The following is a 16,050-nucleotide window of genomic DNA, read 5'->3' on the forward strand; positions in this document are numbered from 1 at the left end:
TTAGTTAAACTTAGAATGGCAAATCATCTTCCTCTTCTTCCTGAGAGAAAGATTCATTCTTACTGGCAAAGTTATCGCTTTTCGGCTTAGAAGGCCTTGTTCCCGCCATCTGTGAACTTGAATTTCCAGACGGTTCAGCTCCAGATTCATTCTTAGGAGTTAAAAATGTAAACTCTGTACAATGAATTTCAGTAGAATATTTTTCATTCCCTTGTTCATCCTGCCATTTACGGGTTTTAATACGTCCTTCCACGTATACCTTATCGCCTTTTTTCAGGTATTTTTCACAAACTTCAGCAGCTTTATTTCTAACTACTACGTTATGCCACTCGGTGTTGGTCACCCTCTCACCAGTTGTCCTGTTGGTATAGCTTTCATTAGTAGCCAGCGGAAATCGGCCAATTGAGCCTCCTCCTTCAAAATAATGCATTTTAACGTCATCGCCGGTATGCCCTATTAACATTACTTTGTTCAATGTACCTGTCATTACTTAACTTTTTTAAGACCGAAAAAACGGCTTTTTGGATTAAAATATACTCTAAAATACTAAAATTTTTCAGCGGGATACGCAAAAACGAGCAAAGATATAAACAAGCTTCTATTTATAGTCATCTGGAAGATATTCATTCAGAAAATTTCCAATAAGCACAGGTACCGGATATTCCAAAACATTTTCCAGCTTCACCGCTTCTTGCTGACCTTCATTTATGTTAATCAGCCAGAACCTGGTAAAAAGATGCTGATGGGAAAGCTTATGTACCACCGGTTCCTCATTATAAAGCTCCATTGAAAATTGACTATTATCGACAAGCTTCTGAAAATCTTCAAGGTTTTTTAATTCCTCCTCAGTAATTAACTTATTCGATTCTACCAGGGGAAATTGATACAATCCATTCCAAATACCTTTTCCCGAACGCTGTTCAAGGATCGTCTTGTTTTTATTAATATCAAAGACCAAATAATTAAAATAACGTTTCCTGACCTTAGTTTTCTTAAGTTTTACCGGCAGCTCTTTTATTCGATCATCCTTTAAGGCGAGACATTTGTCATTAAAAGGACAGGTCTCACATAATGGATTCTGCGGTTTACACTGAATAGCTCCAAACTCCATAAGCGCCTGGTTGAAGGTCGCAGGATCCTCTTTATCAAGTAATTCCTGAGCTAGCTTTTTAAATTCCTTGATTCCGGTAGTACTATTAATAGGGGTATCAATACCAAAAACACGTGAAAGAACGCGGTAAACATTTCCATCAACCACGGCAACGGGTTCATTATAGCAAAAGGAGGCAATTGCACTGGCTGTATAATCCCCAACTCCTTTTAATCTCAGCAGTCCTTTATAATTTTGAGGGAAGATCCCTTCTAGCTCTGAAGCTACATATTTTGCAGATTCATGGAGATTTCTTGCCCTGGAGTAATACCCCAGACCCTGCCAGAGTTTAAGCACTTCATCTGCGGGTGCGTTCGCCAGATCAAAAACTGTAGGATAAGCATCAATAAACTTATTATAATAGGGCAAACCCTGCTCTATTCGCGTTTGCTGAAGTATAATTTCACTGAGCCAAATTTGGTACGGTTCATGAGTATTTCTCCATGGCAGATCACGTTTATTTTGCAAGTACCAAAGCCTCAGTCTGTTGGAAAAAACCATAGTAAATATTGAATCTTCACAATAATAGGAGTTTATTCCGTTATTATTAGTGAATTAGGTTTGAAATATTGCAGATTTAATTCTTATATTTGCCCCCTTGAAAAATTGAAACCCCAATTAATAATTTTAAATAGCACGAAAATGACGAAAGCAGATATCGTAGCAAACATTTCAGAAAAATTAGGAATGGAAAAAGGAGACGTACAAGCTACTATCGAATCTTTTATGGACGAGGTGAAAACTTCTCTTGAAAGCGGAGATAACGTTTACCTTCGTGGTTTTGGAAGCTTTGTTGTAAAAACAAGAGCTGAGAAAACCGGTAGAAACATTTCCAAGAACACAACTATTAAGATTCCAGCACACAACATTCCGGCATTCAAGCCAGCAAAGATCTTTGTTGAAGGTGTGAAAACGAATGTTGAAGTAAAATAATTGAGTTTTCCCGCTTTGCGGGGACTCAAACAACTTTTTATTAATTTAAATGATATTGCACTATGCCAAGTGGTAAGAAAAGAAAAAGACACAAGGTGGCTACGCACAAGCGTAAGAAAAGAAGAAGAGCTAATCGCCACAAGAAAAAGTAGTGTGACAACTACTTTTTTTATTTAAATCGTTCTTTGAAATCGAAACCCCCGACAGAATTTTATGTCGTTGTGGTTTCTTCAGGATTAAAAACCTGTGAAAAAATAATGTTTAATCCATCTATGTTTGTTTAAAGACAGATATGGATAAAAAATCTGGAAGTGTGGACAAAGAATTAATTATCAGGTCCGAACCTTCTGCTGTAGATTTTGCCTTATTAAAAGATGGAAAACTTATTGAACTCAACAAAGAGGAAGACAGCAACAAATTCAATGTTGGTGATATCTATATCGCTAAGATTCGAAAAGCTGTACCTGGGTTAAACGCCGCATTCGTGAATGTTGGCTATGAGAAAGATGGTTTTTTACACTATCATGATCTGGGACCCCAGGTATCTTCTTTATTGAAGTTCATAAAACGTGTAAGCACAGGTAAATTGAAAGATTATTCTTTAAAGAATTTTTCTTTTGAAAAAGACATAGACAAAAACGGCTCTATTGCCGATGTCTTAAAATCAAATCAGTCGCTGCTGGTTCAAATCGTAAAAGAACCTATCTCTACAAAAGGCCCGAGAATTAGCTCAGAGCTATCACTTCCCGGCCGTTATATTGTATTAGTTCCTTTTTCAAACCGAATTTCAGTTTCTCAGAAAATTGAAAGCAAAGACGAAAAGGAACGCCTAAAGAGATTGGTAAAAAGCATTAAACCCAAAGGTTTTGGGGTTATTGTAAGAACCGTAGCCGAAGGCAAAAAAGTAGCAGAACTGGACAGAGATCTACAAAATTTAGTAGGCCGCTGGACAGCCATGTGTAAAAAATTGTATAAGCCGCATCATCCCTCGAAAGTATTAGGAGAATTGAACAGGGCTTCTTCCCTGTTAAGAGACATTTTTAATGACTCTTTTACCTCCATTTGCGTGGATGATGAAACGCTTTATACACAAATTAAAGATTATGTGAGCGAGATCGCTCCAGAAAAAGAATCAATCGTAAAATTGCATCAATCCAACCAACCCATTTTCGAGAAGAATGGTATCGAAAGACAGATTAAAACTTCCTTTGGGCGCACCGTTTCCATGAGTAAAGGCGCCTACCTGGTAATAGAACATACCGAAGCCATGCACGTTATAGACGTGAACAGCGGAAACCGTTCTAATAAATCCAAGAACCAGGAAGATACCGCTCTAGAGGTGAATATGATTAGTGCCACCGAAATTGCCCGCCAGTTACGACTTCGTGATATGGGAGGAATTATCGTGGTAGACTTCATAGACATGAATAAAGCTGAGAACAGAAAGAAGCTTTATGATCACCTTCGAAATGAAATGAGTGACGACAGAGCAAAACATAAAATTTTGCCTCCAAGTAAGTTTGGATTAGTACAAATTACGAGACAGCGCGTAAGGCCAGAAATGAACATCAAGACCCGTGAGGAAAACCCAAACGGTAATGGTGAAATTGAAGCACCAATAAGTTTGGTGAACAAGATCAAAGTTGACCTTGAAAAACTGATCAAGAAAGAACATAAAAAGATCACGCTAAGCGCACACCCCTTTATTGCAGCCTTTTTAACGAAAGGCTTTCCATCTCCCCGATCTAAGTGGTTTGTAGACCACAAAAGATGGGTGAAAATTTTACCTCGCGATGCTTACACGTATTTAGAGTACCACTTTCACGATAAAGACGGGAAAGTGATTAAATAACAGAAACGCCTTTCAAGCAATTGGAAGGCGTTTTTTTATGCCCTAAAACGATCCAGCTTCTTTCAAAATTTTATATTTGATCGATGAATAAATTTTCAATCCTGGCAAGTATTCTCACCCTGATCTTTGGCTTCACCTTTTACGGTGAGAAGGTAGAGCTGAACATTTTAGGCACATCTTACCTTGTTGCGGCAGAAGTGATCTGTTTCGGCCTATGGTTGATGTTTACTCTTATTTTCTGGTCTATTAGAATGAAGAAATTCCTTTCTGGAAATGAGGCATAACCAAAAATCGCATACTGTAGAAGAAGCTCTCCAAAAGCTAATGCACTTCTGTGCCTATCGCGATCGTTCTCAAAAAGAGGTTGAAGACAAACTAAATGAGATGCGAATGATACCTGAAGCCAAGGAAAAGATCATCATTTCACTCATGCAGGAGAACTTTCTGAACGAGGAACGTTTTGCCCGAAGCTTTGTACGCGGAAAATTCAGAATGAAAAAATGGGGCAGGAAAAAGATCGTAATGGAATTAAAAAAACGCGATATTTCCTCACCAATCATAAAACTTGGCCTGTCAGAAATAAAGGAAACAGATTACAGAAAAACCCTTTATGAACTGGCCGAAAAAAAGGCAGATAAAATAAGCGAACCTAATTTATTTAAAAAGAAGAAAAAACTTGCCGATCATCTACTTAGAAAAGGTTATGAATCTCAATTGGTATTTGATTGTGTAAATGATATTACAGATTAATATCATGCCTTTTATGGGTTCGTTCCACTGCCAGCCTGTTCTTGTAATCTATCCACTCCTGACCTTTTATTTTTCTCATATAGTTATCGAAATGTCTCATAAAAATGAGATTATACACGGCTTTTGAAAAATTAGTGAGCGTTCTGGGAGTTGCTCTTAGACTCATGGAGAAACCGGCAGTTAAATAGGTCATATGATGCCAGTATCCTTCAGGCATATAAAGCGTTTCACCATGGTTCAATTCAGTAATAAATCCTCTCGCCTTTTTTAAAACCGGGAATTTTTCAAAATCTGGATTATTAAAGTCGATATCTTCTCTCGAGATCAGCGAATGCGGAACTTTGTATAAGTGTTTGCTTTCAGATGGCGGAAATAAAATACATTGTTTTTTTCCGTGGAAATGGAAATGAAGAATATTAGCATAATCTATATCATAATGCATAAAAACACTAGAATCCTCTCCTCCAAAGAACAACATTGGTAACTGCTTGAGAAATCTTAGCCCTACATCCGGAAAACTAAAGTCTTTCTGAAGCGCAGGAACCTCCTTCATTAGATGATAAAGGAATATTCGATAATTGGTAGGCCCAGATTCCAGAAGGTCTACATATTCACTCATTTTCATCTCTGCATGAGCTTCATTGAATTTATATTCCGAGGTTATTGGCCTGTCATCATATAATGGAACCGTTCTATCTCCTGCTATTTGCCTTATATAACCAAGATTCCATTTTTTATAAGCCGGCCAGTCATCGATCAACTTTTCTATGACTACTGGAATTTGCGGCTGAACAAAATCCCTTTTAAAATCTGATTTTGAAATGCTTTTTACTCTCTTGATTCTCTCCAGTTCCATTTGTTCTTTCCTCAATGTTCGATTCCTGCATTCCGATGGGTCCGCTCTATAGCCAACCTATTCTTATAATCTATCCATTTCTGCCCCTTTAGTTTCCTCATAATATTGTCATAATTCCTAATGAACAATAAATTGTTCAGAACCTCTGCAATTTTCCGAGGAGATCTGGGCAGAGATCTAAGGGTCATGGACAGGCTGGCTGTCTCATATTTAATGAAATGCCACCAATGACTTGGGATATACAAAGCATCCCCGTGTTTTAACCTGGCCTCGAACCCTTTTGCCTTAGATAACGCTGGATACTTTTCGAAGTCGGGATCATCCATATCTATGATCTCCATACTCACAATAGAGTAAGGCACTTTATAAAGCAGCCCGCTTTGATCTGGGGGATAAAGGATCACCTTTTTTTCACCTATAAAGTTAAAGTGAAAATTGTTCGCAAGATCCATATCATAATGCATCACCACTTTAGAACCTTCACCACCCACAAATAGAACGGGCAGTTTTTTAAAAAATTTCACTCCCAGATCTGGATACTCAAAATCTTCAATTAGCTCCGGACAATTCTGAACCAGGTTAAAGAAGAACATTCTTAAATCTGTAGGACCTTCTTGAAGTATATCTATATATTCTCCAAAAGGTATTCTTTTAGCCACTCCATGCGAGTTCTGTCTTCCCTTGGCCGGACTACCGTCATATAACGGAACAACAATATCACCTGCCTTTTTTTTGAAGTATTCGAAATTCCATTTTTTAAAAGCAGACCAGTTTTCCGTGAGGTCTTCTATAATTACCGGTTTCTTCGGAATAAAATATTCCTTTAAAAATTCTTCTTTTGAAAGATTCTTTCGTCTGGGAATATTTTGAAGATCCAGTTTCAAAATTTAGAACCTAGGCTTTGGTTTTGGCCTTTTGCTGAGCCTCCAGGTTTCTATCGATCTTATGTGCAGGACGCGTCCATTTTGGTTTTTCACCCTGGCTTTGATATTGAGAATTTTCAGCAGCTACACTTTCCGGCTGAGATTTTTTCTCGAATGCTTTCTGCGGATTCAAACCTAACATTTTAAACATTTCCATATCCTCATTCACATCAGGATTTGGAGTGGTTAGTAATTTATCCCCGGCAAAAATGGAATTCGCCCCTGCAAAGAAACACATCGCCTGCCCTTCTCTGCTCATCTGGGTTCTTCCTGCTGAAAGTCTCACCTGGGTTTCAGGCATTACTATTCTCGTGGTCGCCACCATTCTTATCATGTCCCAGATTGGCACCGGCTGCTGCTCTTCTAATGGCGTTCCTTCTACAGGAACTAAAGCATTGATCGGTACAGATTCAGGTTGCGGATTCAAAGTGGATAGAGCCACTAGCATCCCTGCTCGATCTGCTTCGCTTTCTCCCATACCAATAATTCCACCACTACAAACCGTGACATTGGTCTTTCTAACATTTCCAATAGTATCAAGTCTGTCCTGATAACCACGTGTAGAGATCACCTCCTTATAATATTCTTCAGAAGAATCCAGGTTATGATTATACGCATAAAGTCCAGCTTCCGCCAGTCTTTGCGCCTGGTTTTCGGTAAGCATACCCAATGTGCAACAAACTTCCATATCCAGTTTGTTGATGGTTCTCACCATTTCTAATACGTTATCGAATTCCTCACCATCCTTTACGTTCCTCCAGGCTGCTCCCATGCATACGCGGGAACTTCCCGATGCTTTGGCCCTGAGAGCCTGTGCTTTTACCTGGTTTACACTCATTAGGTCGTTACCTTCAAGATCTGTATGATACCGGGCCGCCTGAGGGCAGTAGCCACAATCTTCAGGACATCCACCTGTCTTTATTGATAAAAGAGTAGATACCTGAACGGTATTAGGATCATGATGTTTACGATGTACGGTAGCCGCTTCGTAAAGTAACTCCATAAAAGGTTTATTATATATATCGAGGATTTCTTCTTTGGTCCAGTCGTGTTTTAGTGCCATGTAATTCGATTTGTATTCAAAAATAAAGAAAACTAGTGTTTATTCAGGAATGCATCACAAGATTTATAAACGGGGATGCTAACAATTTTTAATTTCTTCCTACTAAAATAGAAACAGCATTTCCACCGAAACCGACAGAATTTACCAGAATATTTTCAATTTTATCCGGTTGTTGTTGAAATTCTGAGAAAGGAACAGGTAAAAACTCCTGATTCCTAAGCATCATCACTGCCATTTGTAAACTTAATATTCCGGAGGCGGCAAAACTATGGCCAGTTTTCCATTTGTTGCTCGTCATTGCCGGAAGTTTCGTTGAAAACACTTTTTTAATAGCATTGACTTCTGCCATATCTCCGCCTATCGTTCCCGGTGCGTGCATTACCACAGCATCAATTTCATTCAAATCCAGCTCTCCCACGGCCATTTTCATAGATTTCTGAAGACATTTGCCATTTTTTGAAAGAGAGGCTCCGTGTTTTAATTTTTCGTTGGCATAACCAATTCCTTTAATGATAGCAAGAGACTTATCCTTCACACCTTTTTCCAAACCAACTATACCTGCAGCCTCACCAAGGATCATAGTATTTTCAGATTTATTCATTTCTAAAGACTTACATGGGAAATCTGTAAGTTGAGATGCATAAATTTTCATCGCTTTCATTTGAGAAAGCGTAAATCCGGTAAGTGGGGCTTCGCTACCGCCAGCCAGGAAACCATCTGCCATTCCGCTTTTAATCCAGGCAACGGCGTTCAGTATAGCATGCATTCCAGTAGAACAGGTCACACTATGAGAGAATTCGGGACCTTCTAGCTGAAGATCCTGAGCTACCCAGGATGAAATATTTCCTAAAGTGGTTGAAGGCGATGTATAGGTAGAAGACCTTCCGGTTTTTAAAAATTCAGAATGATATTTTTCAAAAAGACCTGTAGCGCCACGGCTGCTGCCAATATTAATTCCAGATGATCTGTTTGGCATCTCTCTATGCCCAAAAGCCTCTCTCGCGGCAAGAATAGCATAAAGCACAGAGTTATCAAGATACCTGTATTTTGAATTTTCACCCCTTAGATTCTCTACTTTCACCTTGATATCGGCCGGCAATGAAGCGGCCAATGATGAAACTCCATCAAAATCATTTTCGGTAAAGAAGTGTCTATCTGATCTGTAATTATTCCAGATCTCCTCAGAAGTCGCTCCCATGGGAGAAATTACACCTATGGAAGTAATAGAAATCGGATCTTTCAAAAGCGTGCTTTTTGAGCAAAAATAAGGCTGAATTAACTTCTGGCTAAATTTAAGTCACTAAATTCTGCTTTTTTCAGGTTGAAAATAGAGGTTTTTTGTAGATAACATTTTCTTTTTTCCAGCAGCGACCAGAGCAATTTCTTTCCGGATCTCCTTATCCAGTAGATCAAATAATGGTTGAGCTACTTCCAAAATTTCTGGAAATAAGGGTTTCAGGATTTCATCCCAATCTTTGTAGAAATATAAAATATCATCAGGATTCACAATTTTACGTTCAAACCCCTCGTCTTCGGGAATAAATGATTCGCTTAGATTCAAATATCCATAATCATCGGTAAGTTCTTCTCCTTCGGTAATATCCCGCACCGAAATTTCAAAATTATAGCCAGTGGAAAGGCAATTGGAATTGAAACTATGATTTATATACTTGGCCACGTCCCAGCAAAGAATATGTTCACCTTTATTATTCCTGAAACTGTATTTTTCAAATAAGCTAAGGGTTAGTGGTTTGAAACTTTCAGGCTCATTGGGAGCAAATACCATGTCCAGTTCATCCTGAACCCAGGTGATGGTTCCTTTCGGGATAAACCTGGTAGCCACTACTCCAAAACCTTTCTTCTCATTTATCCATTTCAGCCTGGTATCCGGATGCATCATAACTTTCAGATTAACCTATCTAAATTAGATAAAAATTGAATCCGAATTTTATAATTATTATGAGAAAAGGATTTTTTTTTAAAAAGCAGCAAGAGAGTCCTCGATCACCGAATAAACCCTTTCGATCTCCTCATTTGAAATAATGTAAGGCGGAACTATATAGATGGTATTCCCCAAAGGTCGCAGAAACACACCTTTGTCCATAAAGAATTTGAAAAGCTGATTCCTGAGATTTCCATACCTCTCCATTTTCACATCCAGCTCAAAAGCCATAATCACTCCTTTAGACCTGATATTTTTGACTTTTGAATGATCCTTTAATTTCTCACAGAATTCAGTGTTCAAATGGGAAATTCTCTGGATATTCTCCTGCATTTCTTCTGAAACGAGTAATTCAACTGCGGCCAGCGCTGCCGTACAGGCCAGAGGATTTGCGGTATAGGTATGTCCATGAAACAAACCTTTGGCTATATCATCAGAATAAAAGGCGTCATAAATTTTCTTTGAACAGGAAGTCAGCCCCATTGGTAGAAGACCTGCAGTTAAAGCCTTGGACATACAAACCACATCGGGTTTTTCTTCAATTTGATCTGAAGCGAAAAATGTTCCCGTTTTCCCAAAACCGGTCATTACCTCATCGGCTACCTTAATGATATCATTTTCAGTACAAACCCTTAGGATCTCGTTCAGTCCTGAGGGGTCATGAAATTTCATAGCTGCCGCCCCCTGGACCAAAGGTTCATAAATAAACCCGGCGATACTATTTTCTGAAATAATCCTGTTTAATATTTCAATTAACTCCTGATTATTTTCCCCGGTTGGAACCGGTATACGCTTCACTTTTATAAAATGATCCTCAAAAGCACCATTATAAACAGATAATCCAGATACAGACATCGCACCGAAAGTATCCCCGTGGAATCCTTCTTCAAAAGCAAGCATCACTTTACGGTCATTACCTAAATTATGGTGATACTGTAATGCCATTTTGATCCCAATCTCAGTGGCCGTGGAACCGTTGTCATTAAAGAATAATTTCTGCTGACCTTCTGGAAGTATCCTGACCAATTCCTCAGACAATTTAATGGCAGGTTCATGAGTAAAACCACTAAACACAACCTGATCCAGGTTCTGCATTTGTTCGGCAACCCTGCTCGTAATAAATTTATTGCAATGCCCGTATACCGCAGTATACCATGATGAAATAGCGTCTATATAGTTTTTCCCATTATCATCGGTTAAAAGACAGCCACTTGCCTTTTTTATAGGCAGCATCTCTGGAGATAATTTATGCTGAGTTAGTGGATGCCACAAATGTTTTTTATCCCTTTCAGCTAAGCTCAATTCCTTTAGTTCTATATCTCGCATAATTCTTTTCTGAACTTTTCGGCATATTCCAAAACTACTCTTTCATCAAAATAAGGTTCCTCTTCAATACGACCAATAACTTTTACAGCTCCCATTTTGATGATCGCTGCTTCAGTTGTAGGGTGTTCATTTCCGCTGAAAATCACCCCTATCTTTTCGATTCCCCGGTTTTTTAGAGCTTCGATACTTAGCAAAGTATGATTGATGCTACCAAGATAATGTCTGGAAACAAGGATCACCACATCATCTTTAGAAATAAGGTCGGCGATAACTTCACTCTCATTTAGAGGTACCAGGATCCCGCCGGCACCTTCAATTACCAGGTCCTTTTCAGTTTCAGGTCTTTTTATTTCCTTCACTTTGATCTCGACACCATCAATTTCTGCTGCTGCATGTGGGCTCATAGGTGTTTTTAGCGACCATGCATTATCGAAATATTGTGTTTCTTTATTACTCACCAGTTTTTTCAGTTTATGGGTATCTGAATTTTCCAGATCTCCCGCCTGTACCGGCTTCCAGTAATCGGCCTGCATAGCTTCGGTGAGTATGGCTGAAACAAGGGTTTTTCCTACTTCAGTACCTATTCCGGTAACAAAGAAAGTTTTCGGCATCATCTATTCTTTGCTGCAAAATTACCTAAGACTTTTAAGACCTCCGAAATTTCATGCGGGTAATTATAAGAATGCACGCAAAATCTTAACCTCTCGCTACCTTTGGGAACTGTAGGTGAAAGAATTGGCTTTACATTGAAACCATTTTTCTGAAGTTTCTCTGCAGCCGATTTAACTTTAGAATTTCCCTTGATTATGCACACCTGGATTGCTGAATCGCTTTCCACAAACACCTCCTTCAAATCATTGTTTTCAACCTCTATTTTAAAATGCCTGATATTCTCCTTAAGCTTTTTTAATTGTGTCTGATCAGTCTCAAGATAACTGTATGCCGCCAGTATGGTATTGACGGTATGTGGAGGCAAGGCTGTAGTATAGATAAGACTTCGGGAAAAATTTACCAGGTAATCTTTAAGGCCCTTACTTCCAAGAATTACAGCTCCATGGCAGCCCATAGCTTTACCAAAGGTATGGATACGAGCAAAGACCCGGTGCTCTATTTCCAGCTCCTGAACCAAGCCCTGACCCTTATTCCCTACGACTCCTGTAGCGTGGGCTTCATCTACCACGAGATTTGCATTATATTTTTCTGAAAGTTGCAGTAATTGTAACAGATCTGGCGAATCGCCATCCATGGAAAAAACCGATTCGGTCACTAGGTAAATTTCAGAATCGTCATTGTTTAAAGACAATCGGCTCAATTTCTCCTGAAGGTCTTGCAGATCATTATGCCTGAATTTATAGCTTTTTGCCAGGCTCATTTTTAAACCATCCCTTATCGATGCATGTGAATACTCGTCATAAAAAATAATATCGTTCTTCTGAGGAACAGCCGAGAAAAAGCCAAGATTAGCATCATATCCCGAATTAAAGATCAGGGCGGCCGGGGAATTATGAAAAACTGACAACTGGTCTTCAAGTTTTTTAAAAACCGGGTGATTCCCAGATAATAACCTGGAGCCGGTAGCTCCGTTTATGGCATTATTATCACTCATCAGTTTATTAACCCGTTGAGTTATAAACTCGGAATTCGAAAAGCCTAAATAATCGTTGGAGAAAAAATCAACTCCCTTTGTTATAGGTAATAATTTCCTAAAAGAATCATCTTCTTTTCTCTTCTGAAGTCTATTGTCTAATTTTAAGGGAAGATTTTTCATAGGGCTAAAATAAACATTCAATAGAAATATATGGATTGGACAACATTCGCACTAAGAGTTTCACTGGCAACCATTGCCGGATTAATTATTGGCCTTGAACGTGAAACCCAGGGAAAGGAAGCCGGATTAAAAACCAACGCCCTGGTAGCACTTGGAGCCTGTATATTCATCCTGATGTCTATGGAATTTGAAGGCGATAAATACGTAGACATCACCCGGGTACTCGGACAGGTGGTAGTAGGTATAGGCTTTATAGGAGCCGGCACCATACTTCAAAAAGGAAAAAAAGTTAAAGGATTAACTACCGCGGCTACCATATGGTGTAGCGCAGCATCAGGCTGTCTCGCCGGCTTCGGAATGTTTACGGAACTAGGGATCGTTAGTGGTATAATCCTTATTATAAACCTTGTATTCGGATATATTGAACATAAGATGAAAAAGAAGAAGAAAAAATCGTCTTAAGAATATTACTTATCTTCCATCTTCGTGTGATCCACGTTATCTTCGGGAGTATCGTCCACAATACTTTTCAGAATATGTGTATTCTTCTGATATTTTCCTCTTAATTCATCCATCACCGACTTATCCCAGAGTTTTACTCCAATAAAATAGGATGCCCTTCCTATAAGGTGCGCACTTACCGGTGCGGTTAAGAACAAAAATAAAATGATCACAAAAGCCTGTGAGGTAACATCGGCATTACTGAAATACACCATAGTAGACATGAGCACCAAACCTACACCAAGGGTCGCCGCCTTTGTAGTAACCGATATCCTTAAATATGTATCTGGCATTCTAACCAGTCCTATAGCTGCAAACAGAACGAATAATGCTCCAAAAGTTGCCAATATGCCTATAACAATGTCTATCATTTTCTTTTTCTTTTTTCAAGATAATAAGACAGGGCTACTGTACTTAAGAATGCGATTAATGCAAGGATCAAAGCAGTATCCATTAGCGTGGAATGATCATAGATAATACTGTAAACTGCGATCACACCAATTCCTGTGGTAATAAGAAGATCCAGTGCAACTATCTTATCGGCGATACTAGGTCCCTTGATAAACCGCCATAAAATTAGAACGGCAGAAATTACCAATACCGGTAAAATTATATAATGTAAATACTCGAATAGCGTCATGATAATACCTCCATTATTCTACGTTCAAAACCATCCTTTATCCCTCTTATAAATTTTTCTTTGTCTTTAATATACATCGCGTGCACAAAAAGCACCTTTTTATCATTAGACACATCAAGACTAAGAGTTCCCGGGGTAAGAGAGATCATATTTGCCAGAACGGTAATTCCTATATCAGATTTTACATCCAGGGGAACCATTATGATTCCCGGGGTCATATTCAATTTTGGTGTAATCACCTCGTAAGCCACTTCTAGATTGGCTTTGATAAGTTCATAAAGAAAGAAAAGAAGTAGTATGATCACTTTCGGAACGATAAGGAAATATTTACTTCGCTTTCGGCCTACCGTGATCAACCAAAGGATATGGAAATTCAGGAAGAATCCAAACAGATAATTTTCCACGGAAAAGTCGCCTGTGAGGGCAACCCAAACAAAGGTGAGTAATATGTTCGATAGAAACTTATTCTTCATCATTTTTCTAATCCTTCGAATTTAAAACCGCATCTACATATCCCTGGCTGTTCACCAGCTCATCTGCAATTCTTGCTGAAAGTTCCTGTATATGCTCAGCTCCAAATCCAATATACAAAGATACGATACTCAAAAGAGCGACCGGAACTACGAATTGAGACCTTTTAAAACTGGTCATTTTATTAAAATACCCAAAATTGCTTCTTAAGGGAAGCTCTTTATCATTCTTCCAGAAAACTTCGGCCCATAATTTTGCGATGATAACAAGGGTAATAAAACTGGCAAAAATGATAGCTCCAACGGTAATATAGGAGCCATTGGTCAAACCAGCTTTTATCAAATTGATCTTAGGCCAGAATCCTGATAATGGAGGAATTCCTACCAAAGAAAATAATGGAATAAACAATAACAAACTGATCTTGGGCCATTTCGCATAAATTCCACCAAGATCACGCATACTGTTAGTCCCCTTGATCCTGTATACCACACCGCTTACCATAAACAGGTTGGTTTTAACAATAATATCATGAATAAGATAGAAAATAGCCCCGGCGATGGCGATCTCTGTAAACATACCAATACCAGCGATCATATACCCTATATGGCAGATAATAAGATAAGAGAATACCTTCCTCATATTGTTCTGTACCAATGCGCCTACCCCACCACTAACAAGGGTAAGGATCGCAATAATCATGATAATGTTATTCAGGAAAGGATCATCTACGAATATCAGGGTAAAGACACGAATGAGTGCATAGACTCCGACTTTCGTTAACAATCCACCGAAAATTGCAGAAACTGCAAAAGGCGGAGTATGATATGAAGCAGGAAGCCAGAAATACAATGGAAAAACTCCTGCTTTTATTCCGAAACCAATAAGAAATAATAGCGCGGTGATCTGCACAAGTCCGCGATTCTCCACCATGGCCACCTGCCCGGCAAGATCGGCCATATTCAGGCTGCCTGTTATTCCGTAAAGGACAGCAATTGCGGTAAGGAAAATCATTGAGGCCAGAATATTCAGCGTAAAATACTTCACTGCCCCTTCCAGCTGGGCTTTCTCTCCACCTATGGTAATTAGAACAAATGAGCTGATAATGATAATTTCAAACCAAACATATAAATTGAAAATATCTCCGGTTAAAAAGGCTCCGTTCAGTCCTAATAACAGAAAGTGATAAATAGGAAAATAACCGAACCTTAAACGGTCTTTTAAAACAGATGCCCCTGAGAAAATGGACACGGCAAGCCCTGAAATGGCTGTTAAAAGCACAAGGGTAACCGATAACATATCGGCAACAAAGGTGATCCCGAATGGCGCTTCCCAGTTTCCTGCCTGTATGGTTTGAGTTCCATTATTCCAGATATAGCTGAATAACCAGATGGCCAGACCTAAGCCTAGCACACTACCTATAATGCTGAATACCTTCTGAAATTTTATGTTAGACCAGCCAAACAGCAGAATGATGCTAATGGCCATCTGAAGGAATAAAGGATATAATATTAACTGTTCATTCATGAATCTTCGTCGGTTGCGTTCATTTCGTCCAGATCGTCAGTTCTTACCACGGTATGTGCTCTTTTTACAAGTACTATGGCGAAAGACTGAAGACCAAAACTAATTACGATTGCTGTAAGTATCAATGCCTGCGGAACTGGATCGGCATAAGCCTCTGCGAATACTTTCGCGCTTCCGTCTATAATTGGAGGAGCTCCTTTGGTTATTCTACCTAATAGAAAAATAAGCAGGTTTGCCCCATTTCCTAGCAATATTATTCCCAGGATTAGCTTCACCATACTTCTTCGAAGCATCATATAGATACCCGTACCGTATAAAATTCCCACCATTATAGCTAAAAGGATCTCCATA

General features: G+C 38.9%; 20 protein-coding genes. 5 read left to right on the top strand and 15 right to left on the bottom strand.

The annotated features are described in order from the left end of the window. Positions 1 to 10: 10 nt before the first annotated feature. Both ML462_RS03170 and mutY read right to left on the bottom strand, forming a co-directional pair. Complete coding sequence (locus ML462_RS03170; RefSeq protein WP_240712279.1) at positions 11 to 487, bottom strand: single-stranded DNA-binding protein; 477 nt, start codon at positions 485 to 487, stop codon at positions 11 to 13. A 111-nt stretch (positions 488 to 598) separates the two neighbouring features. After that, positions 599 to 1,651 (bottom strand): A/G-specific adenine glycosylase, encoded by a 1,053-nt coding sequence (gene mutY, locus ML462_RS03175; protein WP_240712280.1) that lies wholly within the window; start codon positions 1,649 to 1,651, stop codon positions 599 to 601. Positions 1,652 to 1,774: 123 nt separating this feature from the next. On the opposite strand from mutY, the gene ML462_RS03180 reads away from it, so the two are divergent. From ML462_RS03180 to ML462_RS03195, 4 genes are all read left to right on the top strand, one after another. Then, positions 1,775 to 2,083, top strand: coding sequence for an HU family DNA-binding protein (locus ML462_RS03180; protein ID WP_341481573.1), 309 nt, complete (start codon positions 1,775 to 1,777; stop codon positions 2,081 to 2,083). A 313-nt stretch (positions 2,084 to 2,396) separates the two neighbouring features. Then, a complete protein-coding gene (locus ML462_RS03185; RefSeq protein ID WP_240712916.1) occupies positions 2,397 to 3,935 on the top strand; it encodes an Rne/Rng family ribonuclease in 1,539 nt (512 codons plus the stop codon). 83 nt (positions 3,936 to 4,018) lie between these two features. After that, a complete protein-coding gene (locus ML462_RS03190; RefSeq protein ID WP_240712281.1) occupies positions 4,019 to 4,219 on the top strand; it encodes a hypothetical protein in 201 nt (66 codons plus the stop codon). Beyond that, positions 4,209 to 4,685: a regulatory protein RecX gene (locus ML462_RS03195; RefSeq protein ID WP_240712282.1), complete on the top strand. Its 477-nt coding sequence runs from the start codon at positions 4,209 to 4,211 to the stop codon at positions 4,683 to 4,685. Before ML462_RS03190 ends, ML462_RS03195 begins: the two co-directional genes overlap by 11 nt. On the opposite strand, the gene ML462_RS03200 is transcribed toward ML462_RS03195, so the two are convergent. The 8 genes from ML462_RS03200 to ML462_RS03235 all read right to left on the bottom strand — a co-directional run bounded on the left by ML462_RS03200 (position 4,675) and on the right by ML462_RS03235 (position 12,563). After that, positions 4,675 to 5,541, bottom strand: coding sequence for a cupin-like domain-containing protein (locus ML462_RS03200; protein WP_423738470.1), 867 nt, complete (start codon positions 5,539 to 5,541; stop codon positions 4,675 to 4,677). The two genes, ML462_RS03195 and ML462_RS03200, sit on opposite strands and share 11 nt — an antisense overlap. A gap of 11 nt (positions 5,542 to 5,552) precedes the next feature. Further along, positions 5,553 to 6,425 (bottom strand): cupin-like domain-containing protein, encoded by an 873-nt coding sequence (locus ML462_RS03205; protein ID WP_240712284.1) that lies wholly within the window; start codon positions 6,423 to 6,425, stop codon positions 5,553 to 5,555. 10 nt (positions 6,426 to 6,435) lie between these two features. Continuing rightward, a complete protein-coding gene (gene bioB / locus ML462_RS03210) occupies positions 6,436 to 7,527 on the bottom strand; it encodes a biotin synthase BioB (RefSeq protein WP_240712285.1) in 1,092 nt (363 codons plus the stop codon). 88 nt (positions 7,528 to 7,615) lie between these two features. Next, on the bottom strand, positions 7,616 to 8,770 hold the full coding sequence (locus ML462_RS03215) for a beta-ketoacyl synthase N-terminal-like domain-containing protein (protein WP_240712286.1): 1,155 nt from the start codon (positions 8,768 to 8,770) through the stop codon (positions 7,616 to 7,618). A 57-nt stretch (positions 8,771 to 8,827) separates the two neighbouring features. Further along, positions 8,828 to 9,427, bottom strand: a complete 600-nt coding sequence (locus ML462_RS03220) for an SET domain-containing protein (RefSeq protein WP_240712287.1) — start codon at positions 9,425 to 9,427, stop codon at positions 8,828 to 8,830. Between the two features lie 78 nt (positions 9,428 to 9,505). After that, positions 9,506 to 10,795 carry an adenosylmethionine--8-amino-7-oxononanoate transaminase gene (bioA, locus tag ML462_RS03225; protein ID WP_240712288.1) on the bottom strand — a complete coding sequence of 430 codons (1,290 nt, stop codon included), beginning with the start codon at positions 10,793 to 10,795 and terminating at the stop codon, positions 9,506 to 9,508. Then, a complete protein-coding gene (bioD, locus tag ML462_RS03230; RefSeq protein WP_240712917.1) occupies positions 10,783 to 11,406 on the bottom strand; it encodes a dethiobiotin synthase in 624 nt (207 codons plus the stop codon). The genes bioA and bioD overlap by 13 nt, the downstream gene beginning before the upstream one ends. Beyond that, positions 11,406 to 12,563, bottom strand: a complete 1,158-nt coding sequence (locus tag ML462_RS03235) for an aminotransferase class I/II-fold pyridoxal phosphate-dependent enzyme (RefSeq protein ID WP_240712289.1) — start codon at positions 12,561 to 12,563, stop codon at positions 11,406 to 11,408. The genes bioD and ML462_RS03235 overlap by 1 nt, the downstream gene beginning before the upstream one ends. Positions 12,564 to 12,593: 30 nt before the next feature. Here ML462_RS03235 and ML462_RS03240 point away from each other — a divergent pair, with 30 nt between their 5' ends. Next, positions 12,594 to 13,025 carry an MgtC/SapB family protein gene (locus tag ML462_RS03240; RefSeq protein WP_240712290.1) on the top strand — a complete coding sequence of 144 codons (432 nt, stop codon included), beginning with the start codon at positions 12,594 to 12,596 and terminating at the stop codon, positions 13,023 to 13,025. 5 nt (positions 13,026 to 13,030) lie between these two features. Here the strand turns inward: ML462_RS03240 and mnhG are convergent, their stop codons facing one another. From mnhG to ML462_RS03265, 5 genes are read right to left on the bottom strand one after another with little or no spacing between them, the layout of a single operon-like run. Further along, positions 13,031 to 13,435: a monovalent cation/H(+) antiporter subunit G gene (gene mnhG / locus ML462_RS03245; protein ID WP_240712291.1), complete on the bottom strand. Its 405-nt coding sequence runs from the start codon at positions 13,433 to 13,435 to the stop codon at positions 13,031 to 13,033. Continuing rightward, entirely contained in the window at positions 13,432 to 13,704 is a 273-nt protein-coding gene (locus tag ML462_RS03250) for a cation:proton antiporter (protein ID WP_240712292.1), read from the bottom strand. The genes mnhG and ML462_RS03250 overlap by 4 nt, the downstream gene beginning before the upstream one ends. Further along, complete coding sequence (locus tag ML462_RS03255) at positions 13,701 to 14,177, bottom strand: Na+/H+ antiporter subunit E (protein WP_240712918.1); 477 nt, start codon at positions 14,175 to 14,177, stop codon at positions 13,701 to 13,703. The genes ML462_RS03250 and ML462_RS03255 overlap by 4 nt, the downstream gene beginning before the upstream one ends. Before the next feature lie 7 nt (positions 14,178 to 14,184). Beyond that, complete coding sequence (locus ML462_RS03260; RefSeq protein ID WP_240712293.1) at positions 14,185 to 15,699, bottom strand: proton-conducting transporter transmembrane domain-containing protein; 1,515 nt, start codon at positions 15,697 to 15,699, stop codon at positions 14,185 to 14,187. Then, entirely contained in the window at positions 15,696 to 16,049 is a 354-nt protein-coding gene (locus ML462_RS03265; RefSeq protein ID WP_240712294.1) for a Na+/H+ antiporter subunit C, read from the bottom strand. The genes ML462_RS03260 and ML462_RS03265 overlap by 4 nt, the downstream gene beginning before the upstream one ends. Position 16,050: the final 1 nt, after the last annotated feature.

Source organism: Christiangramia lutea (assembly GCF_022489035.1).
GTDB lineage: Bacteria > Bacteroidota > Bacteroidia > Flavobacteriales > Flavobacteriaceae > Christiangramia > Christiangramia lutea.

Coding starts and splice junctions, on each gene's coding strand:
- ML462_RS03170 (WP_240712279.1), bottom strand. CDS start 487: ATGACAGGTACATTGAACAAAGTAATGTTAATAGGGCATACCGGCGAT.
- mutY (WP_240712280.1), bottom strand. CDS start 1,651: ATGGTTTTTTCCAACAGACTGAGGCTTTGGTACTTGCAAAATAAACGT.
- ML462_RS03190 (WP_240712281.1), top strand. CDS start 4,019: ATGAATAAATTTTCAATCCTGGCAAGTATTCTCACCCTGATCTTTGGC.
- ML462_RS03195 (WP_240712282.1), top strand. CDS start 4,209: ATGAGGCATAACCAAAAATCGCATACTGTAGAAGAAGCTCTCCAAAAG.
- ML462_RS03200 (WP_423738470.1), bottom strand. CDS start 5,541: ATGGAACTGGAGAGAATCAAGAGAGTAAAAAGCATTTCAAAATCAGAT.
- bioB (WP_240712285.1), bottom strand. CDS start 7,527: ATGGCACTAAAACACGACTGGACCAAAGAAGAAATCCTCGATATATAT.
- ML462_RS03220 (WP_240712287.1), bottom strand. CDS start 9,427: ATGATGCATCCGGATACCAGGCTGAAATGGATAAATGAGAAGAAAGGT.
- bioA (WP_240712288.1), bottom strand. CDS start 10,795: ATGCGAGATATAGAACTAAAGGAATTGAGCTTAGCTGAAAGGGATAAA.
- bioD (WP_240712917.1), bottom strand. CDS start 11,406: ATGCCGAAAACTTTCTTTGTTACCGGAATAGGTACTGAAGTAGGAAAA.
- ML462_RS03235 (WP_240712289.1), bottom strand. CDS start 12,563: ATGAAAAATCTTCCCTTAAAATTAGACAATAGACTTCAGAAGAGAAAA.
- ML462_RS03240 (WP_240712290.1), top strand. CDS start 12,594: ATGGATTGGACAACATTCGCACTAAGAGTTTCACTGGCAACCATTGCC.
- mnhG (WP_240712291.1), bottom strand. CDS start 13,435: ATGATAGACATTGTTATAGGCATATTGGCAACTTTTGGAGCATTATTC.
- ML462_RS03250 (WP_240712292.1), bottom strand. CDS start 13,704: ATGACGCTATTCGAGTATTTACATTATATAATTTTACCGGTATTGGTA.
- ML462_RS03255 (WP_240712918.1), bottom strand. CDS start 14,177: ATGAAGAATAAGTTTCTATCGAACATATTACTCACCTTTGTTTGGGTT.
- ML462_RS03260 (WP_240712293.1), bottom strand. CDS start 15,699: ATGAATGAACAGTTAATATTATATCCTTTATTCCTTCAGATGGCCATT.
- ML462_RS03265 (WP_240712294.1), bottom strand. CDS start 16,049: ATGGAGATCCTTTTAGCTATAATGGTGGGAATTTTATACGGTACGGGT.